The sequence below is a fragment of the Acidovorax sp. LjRoot38 genome (genome assembly GCF_964252975.1).
Lineage (GTDB): Bacteria > Pseudomonadota > Gammaproteobacteria > Burkholderiales > Burkholderiaceae_C > Acidovorax > Acidovorax facilis.
Genome location: NZ_CAXUPT020000017.1, coordinates 1 through 19,505 on the forward strand (window position 1 = coordinate 1; position 19,505 = coordinate 19,505).

Here is a 19,505-nt window from a genome sequence, read left to right on the forward strand (position 1 = left end):
GCAAGAAAAACGTGAAAGCGTTTTACCGAAAGGTATCGGAAATCGTGCGGACGCATCTATCGACGAAACAGGAGGATCTCATTGCGCAACTAAACCCAATCCTTCGGGGCTGGGCTAGGTATCACCAACCGGTGGTCGCGAAAGAGACGTTCAGTCGGATGGACTACCTCATCTACTGGCGGCTTGTCCGCTGGGCGAGGAGGCGACATCCGAAGAAGTCCCCAAGCTGGTGCACCCAACGTTACTGGAAGGTCATTGGTGAAAGGACAGAGTTCGCAACCAAAGTAGGTACAGAAGACGAACCGATCATGAAACGGTTGGCGCGATTAAGCGACACAGTGATTGAAAGGCATGAAAAGATCAAAGGAGACTACAACCCCTTTGATCCTGTCTGGGAGGAATATGGAGAGATGCTGCGGACGAAACGCACGGCAAAGAGTCTGCGCCATCGTTACGAAGCGTCAATGCTGTATATCTCCCAGGACGGGCGCTGTGCACTCTGCACGGAATTGCTCGATCATGAGGGCGGCTGGCACGATCATCACATTGTTTACAAGGTGAATGGCGGGTCGGACGCTATGTCTAACCGGGTGCTCCTGCACCCGGTGTGCCATCAGAGGCTGCATGCCCTTGGGTTGCCGGTCGCGAAGCCGGCCTCAACAAGGCTTAGGGTCCAGGATAAGAAAGGCGCGTAGAGTAAAATCGCGTGTTTTGCTTATTGCTGGACTGAGTTGTGCTTGAGCCGTGTGCGGTGAAAGTCGCACGCACGGTTCTTAGGGGGGGATGGTCCAGTAATGGGCTGTCCCTACCCTCCCACTTTCCCTCAACACACTGACATGCCTATTTACGCCTACAAATGCGGCTCCTGCGGCCATGCCAAGGATGTGCTGCAAAAAATCTCTGATGCGCCCCTCACGGTGTGCCCCGCCTGCGGCGCGGAAGCATTTTCCAAGCAGGTCACAGCGGCTGGCTTCCAGCTCAAGGGCTCGGGCTGGTATGTGACCGATTTTCGCGGTGGCAGCGGCGGCAGTTCTGCCCCTGCGACGGACAGCAAGACAGAACCGAAAACCGAGGCCGCGGCGCCGGCAAGTTCTGGTGATGCTCCTAAAAAAGAAACATCTGGTGCAGCAGCATCAAGCGCTGGTGGCAGTTCTACCACTTCCACCTCCTCTGCGAGCTGAGTGACCCTCATGGCTGCCTTGCGCAAGTGGCTGTTGACCGGCCTTCTGGTGATCGTGCCAGGGGTTATCACGGCCTGGGTGCTCAACTGGATCGTGAGCACGCTGGACCAGACCCTGCAAATCCTGCCTGTTGCATGGCATCCCGACAAGCTGCTGGGCTTTCACGTCCCGGGCTTTGGCGTGGTTCTCACGCTGCTGATCCTGTTGGTGGTCGGTGCCGTCGCCAGCAACTTCGCGGGCCGCAAGCTCGTGCAGTGGGGTGATGCGGTGGTGCACCGCATCCCGGTGGTGCGTTCGATCTATTCCAGCGTCAAGCAGGTGTCCGACACGCTTTTTTCCGAAAGCGGCAATGCCTTTCGCAAGGCCGTGCTGGTGCAGTGGCCGCGCGAGGGCGTCTGGACCGTGGCCTTCGTCACTGGCGCGCCCAATGGCGAGGTGGCGGCATACCTGCGCGATGAATTCGTGAGCGTGTATGTGCCCACCACGCCTAACCCCACTGGCGGGTATTTTGTGATGCTGCGCAAGAGCGACTGCGTCGAGCTCGACATGAGCGTGGACGCCGCCCTCAAATACATTGTTTCGATGGGCGTGGTCGCTCCGGCTGACCCCACGCTTGTTTCCCACAGTAAGTAAATCCCTTTAACGCGCCCCTTGGGCGCCGGAAGTTTCTGCCATGGCCATGCGTTCCCACTATTGCGGTCTTGTGACCGAAGCCCTGATGGGCCAAACCGTTACCCTGTCTGGCTGGGTGAACCGTCGTCGTGACCATGGGGGCGTGATCTTCATCGACCTGCGCGACCGCGAAGGCTACGTGCAGGTGGTGTGCGACCCCGACCGTGCCGAGATGTTCAAGACCGCCGAAGACGTGCGCAACGAGTTCTGCGTGCAGGTGGTGGGCCTGGTGCGCCCCCGCCCTGACGGCACGACCAACGACAAGCTCAAGAGCGGCCAGATCGAAGTGCTGTGCCATGAGCTGAACGTGCTCAACCCCTCGGTCACGCCTCCGTTCCAGATGGACGACGAGAACCTGTCGGAAACCACGCGCCTCACGCACCGTGTGATGGACCTGCGCCGCCCGCACATGCAGCGCAACATGATGCTGCGCTACAAGACCTCCATCCAGGTGCGCAACTTCCTGGACAAGGAAGGCTTCATCGACATCGAAACGCCCATGCTGGGCAAAAGCACGCCCGAAGGCGCGCGCGACTACCTGGTGCCCAGCCGCGTGCACGACGGCCAGTTCTTCGCGCTGCCCCAGTCGCCCCAGCTCTACAAGCAGATGCTGATGGTGGCTGGCTACGACCGCTACTACCAGATCACCAAGTGCTTCCGCGACGAAGACCTGCGCGCCGACCGCCAGCCCGAATTCACGCAGATCGACTGCGAGACGTCGTTCCTGGGCGAAGAAGAAATCCGTGCGATCTTCCAGCGCATGATCACCGAGGTGTTCCAGCAGCAACTGGGCGTGGACCTGGGCGAATTCCCGATCATGACTTACCAGGAAGCGGCTTTCCGCTTTGGCTCGGACAAGCCCGACCTGCGCGTAAAGCTCGAATTCACCGAGCTGACCGAAGTGATGAAGGACGTGGACTTCAAGGTCTTCTCTGCTCCCGCCACCACCAAGGGCGGGCGTGTGGTTGCCCTGCGCGTGCCAGGCGGCGCACAGATCTCGCGCGGTGAGATCGATGCCTACACCGAGTTCGTGAAAATCTACGGAGCCAAGGGCCTGGCCTGGATCAAGGTCAACGAAGTGGCCCAGGGCCGCGAAGGGCTGCAGTCGCCCATCGTGAAGAACCTGCATGACGCGGCCATCGCTGAAATCCTCAAGCGCACGGGTGCGCAGGACGGTGACCTGCTGTTCTTCGGTGCCGACAAGGAAAAGATCGTCAACGATTCCATCGGCGCGCTGCGACTGAAGATCGGCCACAGCGAGTTCGGCAAGAAGAGCGGTCTCTTTGAAAACCGCTGGGCGCCGCTGTGGGTGGTGGACTTTCCCATGTTCGAGCACGACGAGGAAGAAGACCGTTGGACGGCCGTGCACCACCCCTTCACCAGCCCCAAGGACGGCCACGAAGAGTTCATGGCCACTGATCCCGGCAAGTGCATCGCCAAGGCCTACGACATGGTGCTCAACGGCTGGGAGCTGGGCGGTGGCTCGGTGCGTATCCACCGCGCCGATGTGCAAAAGAAGGTGTTCGATGCGCTCAAGATCACACCCGAAGACGCACAGGCCAAGTTCGGCTACCTGCTGGATGCCCTGCAGTACGGCGCGCCCCCACACGGTGGCCTGGCCTTCGGTCTGGACCGCCTCATCACGCTGATGACCGGTGCGGAATCGATCCGTGACGTGATCGCTTTCCCCAAGACCCAGCGCGCTCAGGACCTGCTCACGCAGGCGCCTTCGCCCGTGGACGAAAAGCAGTTGCGCGAGCTGCACATCCGCCTGCGCAACATCGACGCTGTCAAGGCAGCCTGATCCGGGGCTTTCCCCGAACCCGGCGCGGATCCACTCTCGTGGCATCGCACGACAAAGCGGCAAGGGCTTGGCAGCCTGCGCCGCTTTTTTCTTGGCCAGCCCGCGCCCTCGGCGATGTGGCTCTGGCACTGAAAGGACACTTTCCATGCGTTCAATGACGACCCGGGCTTTGTGGATGGGCGCCGTGCTGCTGGCCCTGGCAGGTTGCGGTGAAAAGAAGACCGAACTGGGCCAGGGCGGTTCCGTGGTCACTGGCTCGGCAGGGCCGGCGGGAGCCAGCAACGCTGCGCGCGAACTGGTGCGCTGCGAAGCGCCCGTGGCCACGCTGGCGCTGGCAGAAAACCCCAGCGGCTACACCATGGGTTCGGGCTACAGCCTCCCGCCATCCCCCGTGCCCCTGGTCAAGCTGCTGGCCCAGCAAAGTGGCTGCTTTCGTGTGGTGGACCGGTCGGCCGGGCTGCGCGGAACCATCCAGGAGCAGGACCTCAAGGACTCCGGCGTGCTGCGCAAGAACAACTCCACCGTGGCAAAGGGCAAGGGCTACGAGGCGCAGTACACGCTCACACCCAGCCTCACGTTCAGTGAGCAGGACGCGGGACGGGGTCTGGCGGGCGTGATTGCCATGATTCCGGTGCTGCGCGACATCGCGGGCCTGGCCGGCATGGTGGAGCAAGTCAAATTCAAGGAGGCGCAAACGGCACTGCTGCTGTCCGACAACGAAACCACCGAGCAGGTTGCCGCCGCCACCGGGTCTGCACGCACCACTGACCTGGGCGTGGGCGGGCTCGTGTTCGGCAAGCTCGGGGGCGCAGCGGGTGCGGGCTGGAGCAATACCAACGAGGGCAAGGTCATTGCCGCTGCCTTCCTGGACGCGCACAACCAGTTGGTGGTGCAGGTCAGGGCGCTGCAGGCCAAGGAGCTGCCGCCGCCCGTTCCCACCACTTCAGCCCCGCGTTCCAAGGCCGGGTAAAGAGGGAAGGTGTCGCCCATGGTGCCGACAGCGCAGCACAGGCCCTACAAGCTTCCAGAGTCGGTGCTGGTGGTCATCCACACGCTCGCCCTGGAGGTGCTGCTGATTCGCCGCACGGGCGGTGATGGGCACTGGCAATCTGTCACCGGGAGTAAAGACCGCTTTGATGAGCCTTTTGAAGAAACCGCCCGCCGCGAAGTGGCCGAGGAAACCGGCATTGACGCGCGGGCGCCCGGCTGCCTGCTGACCGACTGGGCCTTGGAGAACGTCTACGACATCTGGCCGCAATGGCTGCACCGATACGCCCCGGGGGTCGTGCGCAATCGCGAGCGGGTGTTTGGACTTCGAGTGCCCCGGGGTACACCGGTGGTGCTCAGTCCGCGCGAACACGATGCATACCAGTGGCTGCCCTGGCAGGTCGCTGCGGACACCTGTTTCTCCGCTTCTAACGCGGAAGCCTGCCTGCTGCTGCCCCGGCTGGTTCAGACGCACGCGGACTGAAGCCCGTCAGACGGGCCGCAGGCGCAATGGCGCTGCGGGGTCGGACGGGTCGGCTGGATCTGGTGCCAGGCTGTCTTGTGGTGGCGGGGGAATGCGTGTGGGTTCGTCGGCGATGCTGCGTGCGCGGATGACCACCCCCCCGGGCCGCCGCTCGCTGTCCTGCCCCAGGATAGCCCGTGCCGGGGTGGAGCCCACGCGGGCGCGCAGCGTGTCAATGGCCTCCTGCAATGGCTCGGGCGAGGCCATGCGTGCCCGGTGGCGCAGCAGCACCTGCTGGGACATGTCCACCAGCTTGGAGTTGAGCGTTCGCTCGGCCTCTGCCAGCAGATGATGGACGGCACCGGTCGGGTCTCCGTGCAGGCTTTGCGCGATGGCGGCCTCGGCGGTTTTGTTGATGTGGACCAGGCATTCGCGCACCAGGTCGCCATACGGCGTGTGCAGGTTGCAGGCGTTGGCCAGAAGCTCGGTCAGGCCGCGCGTGTTGGCATAGCGCATGCCCAGCGCACGCACCCAGCCTTCGCCGTCGGCCAGATCAATCGACGTGACGGCCAGCACCGCCAGCAGGCTGCCCAGGTTGCAAGCGGCCTCGAAATCAAAGCTGCTGGCCGTGATCTCGCGTGCCATGCTGCGCACCGACTCCACTGCTTGCGAGAACTGCCGCTGCTGGATGAGCTGCAGCGTGCGGGCCACCTCGGCAAAACGCAGCACGCGGGCGCTGCCCTGGTGGCGCTCCAGAATGCGGCCAAAGTCGGCCATGCAGCGTTCGATGCCCTTGCGGTCGTTCTCGGCAAAGTACGAGAACGTGAGCAGCACCAGCGACTGGAAGTCAAACAGCTTGGAGTCGATGCCCAGGATGGCAGCCCGCGCCAGCACCTTGGTGGCGGTTTCGCGGTCGCCCATGTAATACGACATCATCCCCAGCTTCTGCAGCCGCACCACCGAGTCGGGCGTCAGGCCGCTGGCCGTGCGGTAGGTTTCGATGGCCTGCGAGAAATTGCCCAGCTCCACCTGCGCCCGGCCCAGCACGTCGTAGGCATCGGCAAACGAGGCGTCTTCGCCAATCAGCTCCTGCAAGGTGGTCACGGCGCGCGCCGCCTGGCCCGACTCGATCTGCGCGCGGGCCACGCCCAGTTTGGCCCAAGGCAGGGCGCGCGCGGCGATCACGGCTTCAAACAGCGTGCGGGCCTCGTCGTGGCGACCCAGGCGCAGCAGCAACTCGGAGCCAATGCGCGCGGCATACAGCCAATAGGGTTGGCGAGACTCAAATCGCTCCACACACAGTTGGGCGGCACGCTCAAAATCTTCGGCCTCGATGGCGTCAAAAATGGGGCGCAGATGGATCTTGCGCAGCCGCGCCAGGCTGAGGCGCTCAAACAGTGCGCTGGGGGTGAAGGGCTTGAGCAGATACCCGTCCAGCGCCGACTCGGCGGCCTCGGCCACGGCGGCATACGACGCCTCGGCCGTGACCATGAAAAACACGGTGGAAAACGGCAGCAGCTGCGCGCGCCGCAGATCGTCCAGCAAGGTCTGGCCCGAGTAGCCGCTTTCGCCAAAGTATTGTTCGCACAGCACGTAGTCAAACACGGTGTGCTCCAGCCGGTTGCGTGCGTCCTGCACACGGCTGCATTGCACGATGCGGGTCACGCCGTACTCACGCAGCTGCCCCACCAGAATGCTGCGTGATGTGGCATTGCTGTCAACAATCAAGGCCAGCACCTGGGGTGGGGCGGATTGTTCTTTCTCGGTTGCCATCGGTGGTGTGTACCGGCCCTGCTGCTGGCGTGGATAGGGGAAGCCCCCAGTGTAAGGGCGACCCGCACGGCGCAAATGCCGGGCAAACCCGCTGCGTGCGCGGCTTGCGACACAATCCCCCATCGCAGGCCCGGCATGGGGACTGGCAAGCGCGCTCAACTACTCCGATGAGGCTCATGGAACACGACGACATTCTGCGGGTGGCCACCTACAACATCCACAAGGGCGTACAAGGCATTGGCCCGGCGCGCCGGCTGGAGATCCACAACCTGGGGCTGGCGGTGGAGCAGCTCGACGCCGACATCGTCTGCCTGCAGGAGGTGCGCAAACTTCACCGGCGGGAACAGGCGTATTTCCAGCGTTGGCCCGAGTTGCCCCAGGCCGAGTTCCTGGCCCCCGAGGGCTACGAGGCGGTGTACCGCACCAACGCCATCACCAAACACGGCGAGCACGGCAACGCCCTGCTATCGCGCTGGCCCGTGATCGGCCACCAGCACGAAGACATCTCTGACCACCGCTTCGAGCAGCGGGGGCTGCTGCATGTGGAGGTGGATGCCCATGGCCGCCGCGTGCATGTGATCGTGGTGCACCTGGGGCTCATCCCTGGCAGCCGCATTCGCCAGATCGAACGCTTGCAGCGTTTTATCGAACGCGAGGTGCCCGGTGGCGCCCCGTTGGTGGTGGCCGGAGACTTCAACGACTGGGGCCAGCAGATCAAGCGCATGCTCGCGGGCTATTTTTTGTACGAGTTTGATGCACCGCGCACCTTCACCTACCCGGCTCGGCTGCCGCTGGCGCAACTGGACCATGTCTATGTGCGGGGCCTGACGCCGCTGTCCCTGCACGTGCCCAAGGGCCGCATCTGGTGGCGCATGTCCGACCATTTGCCGCTGATTGCCGAGTTCAGGCTGTGACGCTCCCCCCCTGTGTCGCCTTCGGCGCCTTCCCCCTGAGGGGGACGACACCCACGCTGCGGGGCGGCCCTTGCTTGGTGTCCCGCGCCTTGGCCGCGCCAGTTTCGCCGCGAGTTGGTGGCGGCCTGCAGAGATGAGAAGAAAGTCTTCCGCCACGGTGCGCGGATTCGAGTTTGCCGATGACCACCAGGTGCGCCTGCTGCAGGGGGCCGAGGAGCTGTTCCCTGCCTTGATCCAGGCCATGGATGCGGCCTTGTCGGACATCCAGTTCGAGACCTACATCTTTGACTTCACTGGCGCAGGCGCTGCAGTGGCCGAGGCGCTGATGCGGGCTGCCGCGCGCGGCGTGCGCACCCAGCTGGTGGTGGATGGCGTGGGCACCGGCGCCTTGCCGCACGACTGGGCGCAGCGCCTGCAGGCGGCCGGCGTGCAATACCGCGTGTACTCGCCGCTCGGCCCGCTGGGGTTGCTGCTGCCGCACCGGTGGCGCAGGCTGCACCGCAAGCTGTGTGTGGTCGATGGGCGCATGCTGTTTTGCGGCGGCATCAACGTGCTGGATGATTTCCACGACCCCAACTACGGCACGCTGGATGCGCCGCGTTTCGACTTTGCGGTGCTGGCCACGGGCAGCCTGGTGGCGTCGGCCAGCGAGACCATGGACCAGCTGTGGTGGCGCATGCAGGCCGTGCGCGACGCGCGCCAGCGCCGCCTGCCTGAGGCCTTGCAGGCCCTGCGCGCGGCCAGCGCCGCCCAGCACGCGGCCCGGGTCGCCGAGGCAGGCCCGCCCATGCGGGCTGCGCTGGTGCTGCGCGACAACGTGCGCAACCGCAGCCGCATCGAGAAGGCCTACCGCAAGGCCATTGGCGCGGCGCGGCACGAAGTGATCATCGCCAACGCGTATTTCATGCCCGGCGGCAAGCTGCGCCGTGCGCTGGTGATGGCAGCGCGCCGGGGCGTGCGCGTGCGCCTGCTGCTGCAGGGGCGTTATGAGTACTTCATGCAGTACCACGCGGCGCGGCCGGTGTATGGCGCGCTGCTGGAGGCGGGGGTGGAGATACATGAATACGCGCCCAGCTTTTTGCACGCCAAGGTGGCTGTCATCGACGCGCTGGGCGACAAACCCTGGGCTACCGTGGGCTCGTCCAACCTCGACCCCCTGAGCCTGCTGCTGGCGCGCGAGGCCAACGTGGTGGTGGAAGACGCCGCCTTTGCCACCGACCTGCGCCAGCGCCTGGTGCATGCCATGCAGCATGCCGGTCGGCGCATGGACCCGGCCCGGTACGCAGGCCGCCCCCTGCGCCAGCGCGTACTCGACCGCGTTGCCTTTGGCCTCATGCGGCTGGCGTTGTGGGTTACCGGAAACAGGTATTGAGCAGGCACCCATGGGGTGCTGCGCGCCCCGGACGTGCCATTTGCCTGCGCCTGGGCCGTGGGCAGGTGGCATGAACGACGGAATCCTGCAAGGCATTGTGCTATTGTTTTGGTAGCTATTTGCGCTTGTCTATCAAGCGCTGGATGCCTAAAACCCTTGAAATCCATGCGCCAGCGTTCGCTGTTACGATTCTGGCCATGTCTAGCCAACCCGCCGCCGATATGACGCCCACCCCGCCGGATGATGAAGGCACGCCTGTCTCCGTGAAGATTCGCGAACGCCTTGCCGCCGCCCGCAAGCGCTTTCACGCCAATGACAACATTGCCGAATTCATCGAGCCCGGCGAGCTGGAAAAGCTGCTCGACGAGGTCGAAGTCAAGATGCAGGGCGTGCTCGACAGCCTGGTGATCAACACCCAGGGCGACCACAACACCAACAACACCGCGCGCCGCGTGGCCAAGATGTACCTCAACGAGGTGTTCAAGGGCCGCTACGTGGCGCAGCCGCCCATCACCGAGTTCCCCAACGCCGAGCACCTCAACGAACTGATGATCGTGGGCCCGCTCACCGTGCGCAGCGCCTGCAGCCACCACTTCTGCCCCGTCATCGGCAAGATCTGGATCGGCGTGATGCCCAACGAGCACACCAACGTGATCGGCCTGAGCAAATACGCACGCCTGGTGGACTGGATCATGGGCCGCCCCCAGATCCAGGAAGAAGCCGTGGTGCAACTGGCCGACCTGATCATGGAAAAGACCCAGCCCGACGGCCTGGCCATCGTCATGGAAGCCAGCCACTTCTGCATGTCCTGGCGCGGTGTGCGGGACAACGACAGCCGGATGATCAACTCGGTCATGCGCGGCGTGTTCCTCAAGGACAGCGCTTTGCGCCGTGAATTTTTGTCCCTCATTCCTGGAAAGAACTGACCATGCTGGTACGCTTGCTTTACGCCAGTCGCGCGGTCGATACCTCGCCCGCCGCCATCGAAGCCATCCTGACGCAGTCGCGCCAGCACAACCCAGGCAGCGGCATCACCGGCGTGCTGTGCTATGGGGGCGGTGTGTTTCTGCAAGCCATCGAGGGCGGACGCTCTGCGGTGAGCGAGCTGTATGGCCACATCCAGAAGGACCCGCGCCACAAGAACGTGGAACTGCTGCACTACGAAGAAATTGCCGAGCGCCGCTTTGGTGGCTGGACCATGGGACAGGTCAACCTGTCCAAGATCAACCACTCGATCCTGCTGAAATACTCCGAAAAGCCCGAACTGGACCCGTATGCGGTGTCGGGCAAGGTGTCGTTTGCGTTGCTCGAAGAGTTGATGGCCACGGCCTCCATCATCGGAAGAGCTTAGAGATCACCCCCCTGAGGCGCTGCGCGCCTTCCCCCCGCTCTCGCACCGCTGGGCGGTGCGGGCAGGGGGACGCCACCAGTGCGGCGGGGCGGCCCTTGCACGGTGGCTCCCGGCTTGGGTCGCGCCAGTTGCAGATGCCTTGAGCGATATTCAGCCCTTCAATCGATCGACCCTTTCGCGCCCTCCAAGCCGCAGCCGCTACAGCGCTGCGGCTTTTTGCATTCAAAAGCCCTCTCTCTTTCTGAACCGTGACCTTCACCGCCTTCGCCCTCATCATCCTCGCCGGCCTCATCCACGCGTGCTGGAACATCGTGGCCAAGAAGGCCGGGGGGGACTCGCGGTTTGCGTTCTTCACCTCGGTGATCATGATGCTCGTCTGGGCGCCGTTGGGCTGGTACCTGGGGCGCGACGCCGTGCCGCAGTGGGGTGCGGTGGAGTGGGGTTTTGTCGCCGCCAGCGGGCTGCTGCATGTGGCGTACTTCGTCATCCTGCTGCGCGGCTACCGTGTGGCGGACCTCACCGTGGTCTATCCGCTGGCGCGCGGCTCGGGGCCGCTCTTGTCGTCGCTGGTGGCCATCACGCTGCTGGGCGAGCAGATCTCCGCGCTGGGCGCTTTGGGCATCGTGGGTGTGGTCGGGGGCGTGTTTCTGATTGCGGGCGGCCCGGGCCTGCTGCGCGCCGCCCACGACCCCGCTGCGCGGGCTCGGGTGCACAAGGGCATGTTGTATGGCCTGCTCACAGGCGCGTTCATTGCCAGCTACACGGTGGTCGATGGCTATGCGGTCAAGTTTTTGCTGATGTCGCCCATCCTGGTGGATTACATGGGCAACTTTGTGCGCGTGGGCCTGCTCGCGCCCGTGGTGCTGCGCGACCTGCCCACGGCCCGAACGCTCTGGCTGGCCCAGTGGCGTTTTGCGCTGGCCGTGGCGGTGGTCAGCCCGGTGGCCTATGTGCTGGTGCTGTACGCCATGCAGCAGGCGCCCCTGTCGCACGTGGCCCCGGCGCGCGAGGTGTCCATGCTGTTTGCAGCGCTGATTGGCGGGCACCTGCTGGGCGAGGGTGACCGCGTGGCGCGCATTTTTGGCGCGCTGTGTATTGCGGCCGGTGTCACGGCGTTGGCACTGGGATGACGGCCGCCGCACCACAAACCCTGCTGCTGGGCTGCGACTTCTCCAGCAGCCCCACGCGGCGCAAACCCATCGTGCTGGCGCTGGGCCAGCGCCAGGGCGCGCGCGTGTCGCTCACCGCGCTGCAGCCGTTCGACACCCTGGCCGCGTTCGGCCAGTGGCTGGCCCAGCCCGGCGACTGGGTGGGCGGGTTCGACCTGCCCTTTGGCCTGCCGCGCGAGCTGGTGCAGGCGCTGGGTTGGCCCACCGACTGGCATGCCTGCATGCTGCACTACCGCAGCCTCAGCCGCGAGCAGATCCGCGCGCAGTTTGCGGCGTTCTGCGATGCGCGCCCCGTGGGCGGCAAGTTTGCCCACCGCGCCACCGATGGGCCCGCAGGCTCCAGCCCCTCCATGAAATGGGTGAATCCGCCCGTGGCCTACATGCTGCACGCGGGCCTGCCACTGCTGCTGGATGCGGGTGTGCACCTGCCCGGCCTGCACCCTGGCGCCCCTCACCGCGTGGCGCTGGAGGCCTACCCCGGCCTGCTGGCGCGCGAGGTGCTGCAGCGCCGCAGCTACAAAAGCGACGACCGCGCCAAGCAGACGCCGGATCGCCTCATTGCCCGCAAGGACCTGATCAACGCCTTGGAACTGGGCCAGACCCGCCTGGACCTGCGCCTCAAGCTCAGCCACGCCCAGCGCGATGCGTTGGTGCAGGACGCCAGCGGCGACAGCCTGGACGCTGTGCTGTGCCTGCTGCAAGCCGCCTGGGCCGAGCAGCACCATGCTGAGGGCGACGCACTCTATGGTCTGCCGCCGGGGCTCGACCCGCTGGAAGGCTGGATCGTCACGGCGGATAAGCCCTGACTGACGAACCTGCCGCTTTTCAGGGCATCGGCCCTGCGCAGGCTCAGTAGCATGGGTGGAAGTCGCCGGATGCTTTGTTTGCCCATGCCTTTCGCCCCCCGCCTTTTGTTCGCGCTGGTCCTGCTGGCCCCTCTGCTGGTACAGGCCGCCCCCGCGCCCTGGTATTACTGGCGCAGCCTGGTCGATGGCCAGCGCGTGTGTGCACAAACCTCGCCCGGCCACGGCTGGGAGCGCGACAGCGCTGCCTATGAAGGCCCTGGCTGCCAGCCCCGGCGCAAGGTGCTGATCGTGCCCATGCGGTAGCTGTGGCTGGCTGCCAATGGCTTCTGGTGATTGCGGTGCTTGTTATAAAAATAATAGCTACTAGCGCTTGCTGGATAAGCGCTAGAGGCCAAAATTGCTTGCATTAATGTGTGTACATTCGATAATGGCACGCATGACTGAATTGATCCTGATCCGCCACGGCGAGACCGACTGGAACCGCGAGCTGCGCTTTCAGGGCCACGTGGATGTGCCCCTCAACGCCACCGGCCACGAACAGGCCCGCCGCCTGGCTGAGCGTCTGGCTGCAGAGCGCCCGGTGGTGCACCACCTCATCTGCAGCGACCTCATCCGCACCCAGCAGACCGCCACACCCAGCCTGCAGGTGCTGTTCCCTGAGGCCCGCATCGACACCCTCACCGACAGCGCCCTGCGCGAGCAAAACTTTGGCGTGGTGGACGGCAAGCGCGTGGATGACGTCAAGCTGGAGCACGCCGACGCATGGAACCAGTGGCTGCGTTTTGAAGCCGACTACGGCATGCCCGGCGGCGAGACCACCCGCCAGTTCCACACCCGCGTGATGGACGCTGTCTACCGCATCGCGCAGCAGCACAGCGGCCAGACGGTGATGGTGGTCACCCATGGCGGCGTGCTCGACATGATCTGGCGCACTGCGCGTGGCACCGGGCTGGACGGCCCGCGCCAGAGCGACATCCCCAACGCGGGGCTCAACCGCGTGCGGGTGAGTGGCGAGGCGGTGGAAGTGCTGGACTGGGCCGATGTGCGGCACCTGGCGGATTTGCCGGAGCAGCCGGTGTATGACCAGACGAAGTTGGTGGTGCGGTGAGGTCAGAGAGTGGGAAGTCGGCTCGGATGGTCACGCGTCATAAATCAAGACTCGCGCAACTCATCTGCGACGGTTTGAAGTGCGTAAAGCATGCCGAAGAGCTCTTCGGGGTGATACCGAAAAGTTGCCTTTTTTAGTGGGGCGCCCTCAGCAATCCACTTTTCTTCAAGCGTTGCGTACTGGTCTTCTGATAGCCCATCATAGCGCTCCCATGGATACCGTAAGGCGACAAAGTTCTGTCCCCATTCCTTGAAAAGGCTTTGGGCATTGTCCGTTAAGCCGGACGGCCCAATTCGCTCTCCTGCCAGGCGGATAAGGCGATCTTGCAGATCTTCCGGCAAGCGTTTGAACAGCTTGTCATATCTATGCCCGTGTGCCTTTTCATGGAGCGTTTTCTCAAAAACCACTTTGAGCAAAAGCTCCATGCCTAGCAAGCGCAGCAAATACTGGGAATCAAATTGATCGCCGTCGTCTGATGCGTTATGGAGCAATTCCGAGTCACTCAATCTTTGAAGTGCCTGCTGGTGCATCAGTCTCAGACGCAACTTGTTGATCTGTGAGGCGGGCTTTTTGTACTTTTCAGGTAGCCCCAATTGCTTGTTCACTAACCGCACCTGCTTCGCCAATCGCACCGACTCCGGCTGCCCATTCACCAACGGCTGCAACACGTTCTGCACCGCCCCCCACTGCCCATTACGCTGCAGCGCATCCACCCAGATCTGGTGGAACAAATCCCGCTGCGCATGGCTGCCGCCAATCTCCACCAGCCGGGGCAGGGCCACGCCCAGCTTCTCCACCGCCGTGGCCCAGTCGCCCTGCGCATGTGCCAGAAGGCCGTGCGCTGCAGGCACACACACCTGCTGCCACACGGTGCGCTCGTGCGCCTCGGTGCGGGTGGCGGCGTGGGCTGCGATGTTGTTGTGCAGCGTGCGCGCGGCCTCCATGCGCCCGGCGCGGGCCAGGCCGTAGAGGTATTGCAGGTCCAGGAAGGGCAACACATGGTCGGCTAGGCGCAGTGCCAGGTGGTCAGCCACGTCGGTCCAGCGGTCGCCCACGTCTACGCCCGCCAGTTCCAGCCGAGCGAGCAATGACACGGCGCCGATCTGGTCCTGCGTGTATTCCTTGACCACCCCCCAGACTTGGCTGTCATACAGCGCCAGCACTTCGGCGTACCGGTCCTGCTCCAGCAGAAAGAGCGCCTGGTGCCACCAGTTGTGCGTGACCATGAAGGAGTTCAGGCCCGTCCAGGTGTCGCTCATGCTGGCCATGAAGTCGCCTCCTTCGCGGATGCGTCCCTGCGTCAGCATCACGTGGGCCAGGGCGTGGTGGGCCCAGGGCTCCTTGCGGCAAAGGGCGATGGCGTGGCGGGCGGAGGCCTCGGCGCGGTCGAGCAAATGGCATTGCTCCCAGCCAAAGGCCAGCATGCCGTGCAGGTAGGGCACATCGGCGGCGGCAGGCACAGCCTGCAGCGCCAGGCGCAGCATGCCGGGCGAGTCGCCCCGGTTGAACAAATGGTATTGACCGAGCTTGAGCGATGCCAGGTCGCGTGGAAACAGGCGTGCCTGCTCCTCATGCAGCGCAATCGCACGGGGCAGGTCGCCATCCACCCAGGCAGCCACGGCGGCGACAAAGCGTTGCTCGCGGTCACTGGCTTGTGGGGCGTTGGCCAGCGCCTGGTTGATGAAGGGGCGCGCGTTGCGCGGTGCGTCGGCCGATTCGGCAAACATGTGCAGCGCCGCGCAACTGGCCTGCACGATGGGGCTGGTGTCTGCGGCTGCGTTCAGCACATTCACCGCGCGGGCTTCGCAGGCGATGAAGCCTTCGACAAAGTCGTTCAGGGCGGCGGCGCTTGCCGGGTCCTGCAAGGTGACGGGGTTGCCCAGGCTATCGGTCATGCGGGTGTGCGTGGAGGATGGCATGGGGCATTGTTAGGGGTGGTGGATCAGCCGCCCTTGATCAGCGTCAGATAGGCCTTGCGGGTGTCGGCAGACACAGAGGCCACCAACTGCTCGTGCGGCGTCTGGTGGCGCGCCAGCATGCGGGCGGTGGCAATGGTCTTGGATTTGCAGAACCAGTGGCAGGTGTGCTGCATGAGGAACAGTTCTGCCGTCATCATGAAGGCCCGGTCCTTGGGCGCGAGGTGGCTGGTGTTCTGCACCACGTGCGCAATGCCGCGCGCGTGGATGGCCAGGGCCTTGCGCATGTCGAAGGTGAAGCTGGGCAATATCTTCTCGGCAAAGGGGATCGCCATTGCCAGGCGGCTGACGCGTGTGGTGGCCTCGGGCTCCTTGGCAAAGTCGGCGGCAAACCGGCTGAATTGCTCGGTGAGTTGCGCTTCGGTGGTGCTCAGCAGGCTCCAGATCTGCTGGCGGCGCTCGTCCGTGCTTTCGCCCAGGGCGCGCAGGTAGCCGTCGGTCAGGGCTTCCATGAGCTTTTCGATCTGGTAGTTGGCCAGGTGGCTGCCCAGCAGCGCAATGCGTTTGCGCTGCTCTTTGGCGTTGAGCATGTAGGTGCCGGTGGCAATCAGGATCGCCAGGATGAGGATGTCCATGCGGTGTGGTGCGTTCGTACAGGGGGTGGGAGAGTGGTGGCCCAGGGTGGCCCGGTGTCTGCCAACAAAACCCCAAGGTTACCAACAACCTCCGGCCATGCTTTCAGCTCGCTGGCGGCTGGGGCCATGCCCGCTGGGGTTCACGGATCAGCTCGAACGCGTGTGCCACCTGGAGCACCCCCAGGTCGTCAAAACGGGCACCCGCAATCTGCAGGCCAATGGGCAGGCCGCTTGTGGTGTAGCCGCAGTTGACCGACGCGGCGGGCTGCTCGGACATGTTGAAGGGCACGGTAAACCCGATGTGCTCCAGCGGGCGAAGCGGGTCGTTGGTGGGCGAGGGCAGTTCGGCCTGGAAGGCGGGCATGGGCGCCACGGGAGAGATCACATAGTCAAAGGCACTGCAGGCCTTCACGGTGTTGACCCGCGTCAGGTGGAACTGGTGGCTGGCGTTGAAGACTTCGGTGCCACTCATGCCCGCTGCGCTGTCGGCCCAGGTGCGGATGTAGGGCAGCACCTTGTCGCGCCGCGCGGCGGGCAGGGCCTGCAGGTCGATGTGCGAGCGCATCCGCCAGAAATGGTCCATGCCGTCGAGCATGGCCTGGGTCATGAAAGGCGCCATGGGCACGATGGTGGCGCCCGCCGCCTCCATGAGTTTTGCTGCGCGTTCTACGGCGGCTTTCACCTCGGGCTCCACCGGCAGGCCGCATCCGGCGTCCAGCAGCAAACCAATGCGCAGGCCGCGCAAGCGTTCGGCGCCCTTGTTGAACTGGCTCCACGCGATGTCCTGGTAGGGCAGGCTCATGCTGTCGCGCGCGTCGGGCTGGCTCAGCACCATCATCATCAGCGCGGCGTCGGCCACGGTGCGGGTCATGGGACCAGCTGCGCGGCCGGTGTAGGGTGGATCGATCGGAATGCGGCCCAGGCTGGGCTTCAGGCTGAAGATGCCGCACCAGCTGGCGGGCAGGCGCAGCGAGCCGCCTATGTCGGTGCCGATGTGCAGCGGGCCGTAGCCTGCGGCTGCGGCAGCGCCACCGCCGGCGCTGGAGCCACCGGGGCCCTTGCGGGTGTCCCACGGGTTGCGCGACAGGGGGTGAAAGGTGGACAGGCCCGAGGACAACATGCCGTAGTCGGGCATGGTGGTCTTGGCCACGATGACGGCGCCCGCCTCGCGCATGCGGGCGGCGGGCGGTGCATCGGCTGCGGCGGGCACCAGCTCGACGGCGGCCGTGCCCAGCGGCGTCGGATCGCCTTCGGTGGCGATGTTTTCCTTGATGGTGCTGGGCACGCCGTCCAGCGCGCCCTTGGGCTCGCCACGCAGCCAGCGGGCTTCCGATTCGCGGGCTTGCGCCAGGGCCATCTCAGGGCGTAGCAGGTAGGTGGCGCGGATGTGGGGCTCCCACCGCTCAATGTGGGCCAGCACGGCCTGCGTGACCTCGACGGGGGACAGCGTGCGCTGGCGGTAGGCGGCAAGGAGGTCGTGGGCGGGCAGGTCGTGCAGGGCTGTCATGGCGGGGTTTGGGAAGTTTTATCAATAAAAAAGGCTGCTAGCGCTTATCGGTAAAGCGCTGGCAGCTATTATTTTGGGAGCTGTCTGCTTCTGCGGGCTTCAGCTATTCACTGCGCTGTGCGCTGCCCGCGAAACTGGCGCGGCCCAGGCGCGGGCAGCCGAGCAAGGGCCGCCCCGCAGCGAGGGCTGCGTCCCCCTGCCCGCATTGCGCAGTAATGCGAGAGCGGGGGGAAGGCCCGAAGGGCCTCAGGGGGGTGCCCCATCTCAAGACCAGGACAGCGCGGAGATGTCGTTCACGAACACGGGCATGTCTTTCCACAGGCCCTTGAGGTTCTTGTTGGCCACCGTGATCCATTGGTTGGAGTACAGGAAGGCGTGCACTGCATCGTTGGCCAACAGGCGCTGCGCATCGCCCAGCAGCTTGGCGCGGTCGGCGGGGCGTGCTGCGTTCTTGATCTGGGTGAACAGGTCGTTGAACTTGGGCGAGTTGTAGGCCCAGTAGTAGTCGGGCTTGGCAAAGTTGCCCAGGTCGAAGGGCTCCACGTGGCTGATGATGGTCAGGTCGTAGTTCTTGCTGCCGTAGGTGCCGCTGAGCCACTGCGCCCATTCCACGTTCTGGATCTTGGCGATGATGCCGACCTTGGCCAGCTGGGCAGCCACCACCTCGCCGCCCTGGCGGGCGTAAGGCGTGGGGGGCAGCGTCATGGTCAGCTCCAGCGGCGTCTTGATGCCGGCTTCGGCAAGCAGCTTCTTGGCCTTCTCGGGGTCGTAGGGGTTCACGCCCGTGGTGTCCACATAGCCAAAGGCGCCAGGCACGTAGTGGCTGCCAATGGGCGCACCGTAGCCGTCGCCCGCGCCTTCGATCACGGCCTTGCGGTCAATGGCTGCGGCAATGGCGCGGCGCACGCGCACATCGTCCAGCGGCTTCTTGCCGTTGTTGATGGCCAGAATGGTCTTGGCGCGCGAGCCTGCAACGATCACCTGGTACTTCGGGTTGGCCTTGAACTGTGCCACGCTGCGCGGTGTGACGCGCGGGAAGGCGTCCACGTCACCGGCCAGCAGGGCGGCCACCTGGGCGGCGGGGTCGGAAATGAAGCGGAAGGTGGCGCGCTTGATCTTGATGGCCTTGGCGTCGCGGTAGCCGTCCCACGCGGTCAGCACCACGGACGACCCCTTGTTCCAGGCCTGCAGCTGGTAGGGACCGGTGCCCACGGGCTTGTTCGCGTTGGTGTCGGCGCTCTTGGGCTCCACGATGATGGAGGTGGCCTGGCCGAGGATGAACAACAGGTCGGGGTCGATCTCCTTGTTGAGCAGCACCACGGTGTAGTCGTCCACCACCTGGGTGGTGATGCCTGCAAAGGTGCGCTTGTCCTTGTTGGTGCTCTTCTCGCCGCCCGCGCGGTCGTACGAGAACTTGACGGCCGCAGCGGTGAAGGGCTCGCCGTTCTGGAACTTCACGCCACGGCGCAGCTTGAAGGTGTAGGTCTTGAGGTCGGGCGAGACCTCCCAGCTTTCGGCAAGCAGGGGCGACACGCTGCCGTCGGGGTTGATCTTGGTGAGCGTCTCGAAGATGTTGTACTGAACGATCTCGGCGATGGCAGATGCCGCACCGGCGGTGGGGTCCAGGCCTGGGGGCTCCAGCGTCATCGCCAGCGTCACCGCATCTTTGCGGCTTTGCGCCATGGCGCCAAGCGAGGTGGACAAGGGCACAGCGGCGATGGCGCCAGTGGCAAGGACGGTACGGCGGTTCAGCATGTTCGGACTCTCCAGACAAAAAACCAGACGAAGACCCCGGCGCCTTTGCAATGGGTTACCGGGGAGCACAAAAGCTTTTTACACCATCACAT

General features: G+C 64.6%; 18 protein-coding genes and 1 pseudogene. 14 read left to right on the forward strand and 5 right to left on the reverse strand.

What is annotated here, in order from left to right:
* The 6 genes from ACSQ22_RS22810 to nudB all read left to right on the forward strand — a co-directional run.
* The coding region (locus ACSQ22_RS22810) for a group II intron maturase-specific domain-containing protein (protein ID WP_436131646.1) at nucleotides 1-695 on the forward strand (695 nt) is incomplete at its 5' end.
* A 141-nt stretch (nucleotides 696-836) separates the two neighbouring features.
* Nucleotides 837-1,181 (forward strand): FmdB family zinc ribbon protein, encoded by a 345-nt coding sequence (locus tag ACSQ22_RS22815; protein ID WP_436131647.1) that lies wholly within the window; start codon nucleotides 837-839, stop codon nucleotides 1,179-1,181.
* A 9-nt stretch (nucleotides 1,182-1,190) separates the two neighbouring features.
* Nucleotides 1,191-1,814, forward strand: a complete 624-nt coding sequence (locus tag ACSQ22_RS22820; RefSeq protein ID WP_055399363.1) for a DUF502 domain-containing protein — start codon at nucleotides 1,191-1,193, stop codon at nucleotides 1,812-1,814.
* A gap of 40 nt (nucleotides 1,815-1,854) precedes the next feature.
* The gene (gene aspS, locus ACSQ22_RS22825) at nucleotides 1,855-3,657 is read left to right on the forward strand and encodes an aspartate--tRNA ligase (protein ID WP_121507410.1); all 1,803 of its coding nucleotides are present in this window, start codon (nucleotides 1,855-1,857) and stop codon (nucleotides 3,655-3,657) included.
* A 154-nt stretch (nucleotides 3,658-3,811) separates the two neighbouring features.
* Nucleotides 3,812-4,627, forward strand: coding sequence for a CsgG/HfaB family protein (locus tag ACSQ22_RS22830; protein ID WP_369801375.1), 816 nt, complete (start codon nucleotides 3,812-3,814; stop codon nucleotides 4,625-4,627).
* An 18-nt stretch (nucleotides 4,628-4,645) separates the two neighbouring features.
* Nucleotides 4,646-5,128, forward strand: coding sequence for a dihydroneopterin triphosphate diphosphatase (gene nudB, locus ACSQ22_RS22835; RefSeq protein ID WP_436131648.1), 483 nt, complete (start codon nucleotides 4,646-4,648; stop codon nucleotides 5,126-5,128).
* A gap of 6 nt (nucleotides 5,129-5,134) precedes the next feature.
* Here nudB and ACSQ22_RS22840 read toward each other — a convergent pair whose 3' ends face one another.
* Nucleotides 5,135-6,880, reverse strand: a complete 1,746-nt coding sequence (locus tag ACSQ22_RS22840) for a tetratricopeptide repeat protein (RefSeq protein ID WP_436131649.1) — start codon at nucleotides 6,878-6,880, stop codon at nucleotides 5,135-5,137.
* A 176-nt stretch (nucleotides 6,881-7,056) separates the two neighbouring features.
* Here ACSQ22_RS22840 and ACSQ22_RS22845 point away from each other — a divergent pair, with 176 nt between their 5' ends.
* From ACSQ22_RS22845 to ACSQ22_RS22880, 8 genes are all read left to right on the forward strand, one after another.
* Nucleotides 7,057-7,794, forward strand: a complete 738-nt coding sequence (locus ACSQ22_RS22845; RefSeq protein ID WP_055399101.1) for an endonuclease/exonuclease/phosphatase family protein — start codon at nucleotides 7,057-7,059, stop codon at nucleotides 7,792-7,794.
* Nucleotides 7,795-7,927: 133 nt separating this feature from the next.
* The gene (gene clsB, locus ACSQ22_RS22850; protein ID WP_436131650.1) at nucleotides 7,928-9,166 is read left to right on the forward strand and encodes a cardiolipin synthase ClsB; all 1,239 of its coding nucleotides are present in this window, start codon (nucleotides 7,928-7,930) and stop codon (nucleotides 9,164-9,166) included.
* A gap of 197 nt (nucleotides 9,167-9,363) precedes the next feature.
* Entirely contained in the window at nucleotides 9,364-10,092 is a 729-nt protein-coding gene (gene folE, locus ACSQ22_RS22855; protein ID WP_055399357.1) for a GTP cyclohydrolase I, read from the forward strand.
* Nucleotides 10,093-10,094: 2 nt separating this feature from the next.
* Nucleotides 10,095-10,517 (forward strand): BLUF domain-containing protein, encoded by a 423-nt coding sequence (locus ACSQ22_RS22860; RefSeq protein ID WP_055399097.1) that lies wholly within the window; start codon nucleotides 10,095-10,097, stop codon nucleotides 10,515-10,517.
* A gap of 248 nt (nucleotides 10,518-10,765) precedes the next feature.
* Nucleotides 10,766-11,647: an EamA family transporter gene (locus ACSQ22_RS22865; RefSeq protein WP_436131651.1), complete on the forward strand. Its 882-nt coding sequence runs from the start codon at nucleotides 10,766-10,768 to the stop codon at nucleotides 11,645-11,647.
* The gene (locus tag ACSQ22_RS22870; RefSeq protein ID WP_436131652.1) at nucleotides 11,644-12,492 is read left to right on the forward strand and encodes a DUF429 domain-containing protein; all 849 of its coding nucleotides are present in this window, start codon (nucleotides 11,644-11,646) and stop codon (nucleotides 12,490-12,492) included. The genes ACSQ22_RS22865 and ACSQ22_RS22870 overlap by 4 nt, the downstream gene beginning before the upstream one ends.
* A gap of 84 nt (nucleotides 12,493-12,576) precedes the next feature.
* Complete coding sequence (locus ACSQ22_RS22875) at nucleotides 12,577-12,795, forward strand: hypothetical protein (protein ID WP_431152007.1); 219 nt, start codon at nucleotides 12,577-12,579, stop codon at nucleotides 12,793-12,795.
* Between the two features lie 133 nt (nucleotides 12,796-12,928).
* Complete coding sequence (locus ACSQ22_RS22880) at nucleotides 12,929-13,600, forward strand: histidine phosphatase family protein (protein WP_209817548.1); 672 nt, start codon at nucleotides 12,929-12,931, stop codon at nucleotides 13,598-13,600.
* A gap of 581 nt (nucleotides 13,601-14,181) precedes the next feature.
* Here the strand turns inward: ACSQ22_RS22880 and ACSQ22_RS22885 are convergent.
* The 4 genes and pseudogenes from ACSQ22_RS22885 to ACSQ22_RS22900 all read right to left on the reverse strand — a co-directional run.
* Nucleotides 14,182-15,519, reverse strand: a pseudogene (locus ACSQ22_RS22885) (tetratricopeptide repeat protein); the annotation flags it as partial.
* Between the two features lie 23 nt (nucleotides 15,520-15,542).
* Nucleotides 15,543-16,151 carry a hypothetical protein gene (locus ACSQ22_RS22890; RefSeq protein ID WP_055399085.1) on the reverse strand — a complete coding sequence of 203 codons (609 nt, stop codon included), beginning with the start codon at nucleotides 16,149-16,151 and terminating at the stop codon, nucleotides 15,543-15,545.
* A gap of 103 nt (nucleotides 16,152-16,254) precedes the next feature.
* Complete coding sequence (locus ACSQ22_RS22895) at nucleotides 16,255-17,658, reverse strand: amidase (protein WP_436131653.1); 1,404 nt, start codon at nucleotides 17,656-17,658, stop codon at nucleotides 16,255-16,257.
* Nucleotides 17,659-17,922: 264 nt separating this feature from the next.
* Entirely contained in the window at nucleotides 17,923-19,413 is a 1,491-nt protein-coding gene (locus ACSQ22_RS22900) for an ABC transporter substrate-binding protein (protein ID WP_055399081.1), read from the reverse strand.
* Nucleotides 19,414-19,505 lie beyond the last annotated feature (92 nt).

Coding starts and splice junctions, on each gene's coding strand:
- ACSQ22_RS22890 (WP_055399085.1), bottom strand. CDS start 16,151: ATGGACATCCTCATCCTGGCGATCCTGATTGCCACCGGCACCTACATG.
- ACSQ22_RS22815 (WP_436131647.1), top strand. CDS start 837: ATGCCTATTTACGCCTACAAATGCGGCTCCTGCGGCCATGCCAAGGAT.
- ACSQ22_RS22845 (WP_055399101.1), top strand. CDS start 7,057: ATGGAACACGACGACATTCTGCGGGTGGCCACCTACAACATCCACAAG.
- ACSQ22_RS22895 (WP_436131653.1), bottom strand. CDS start 17,658: ATGACAGCCCTGCACGACCTGCCCGCCCACGACCTCCTTGCCGCCTAC.
- folE (WP_055399357.1), top strand. CDS start 9,364: ATGTCTAGCCAACCCGCCGCCGATATGACGCCCACCCCGCCGGATGAT.
- ACSQ22_RS22880 (WP_209817548.1), top strand. CDS start 12,929: ATGACTGAATTGATCCTGATCCGCCACGGCGAGACCGACTGGAACCGC.
- ACSQ22_RS22830 (WP_369801375.1), top strand. CDS start 3,812: ATGACGACCCGGGCTTTGTGGATGGGCGCCGTGCTGCTGGCCCTGGCA.
- ACSQ22_RS22870 (WP_436131652.1), top strand. CDS start 11,644: ATGACGGCCGCCGCACCACAAACCCTGCTGCTGGGCTGCGACTTCTCC.
- ACSQ22_RS22840 (WP_436131649.1), bottom strand. CDS start 6,880: ATGGCAACCGAGAAAGAACAATCCGCCCCACCCCAGGTGCTGGCCTTG.
- ACSQ22_RS22900 (WP_055399081.1), bottom strand. CDS start 19,413: ATGCTGAACCGCCGTACCGTCCTTGCCACTGGCGCCATCGCCGCTGTG.
- ACSQ22_RS22860 (WP_055399097.1), top strand. CDS start 10,095: ATGCTGGTACGCTTGCTTTACGCCAGTCGCGCGGTCGATACCTCGCCC.
- nudB (WP_436131648.1), top strand. CDS start 4,646: ATGGTGCCGACAGCGCAGCACAGGCCCTACAAGCTTCCAGAGTCGGTG.
- ACSQ22_RS22820 (WP_055399363.1), top strand. CDS start 1,191: ATGGCTGCCTTGCGCAAGTGGCTGTTGACCGGCCTTCTGGTGATCGTG.
- clsB (WP_436131650.1), top strand. CDS start 7,928: ATGAGAAGAAAGTCTTCCGCCACGGTGCGCGGATTCGAGTTTGCCGAT.
- aspS (WP_121507410.1), top strand. CDS start 1,855: ATGGCCATGCGTTCCCACTATTGCGGTCTTGTGACCGAAGCCCTGATG.
- ACSQ22_RS22875 (WP_431152007.1), top strand. CDS start 12,577: ATGCCTTTCGCCCCCCGCCTTTTGTTCGCGCTGGTCCTGCTGGCCCCT.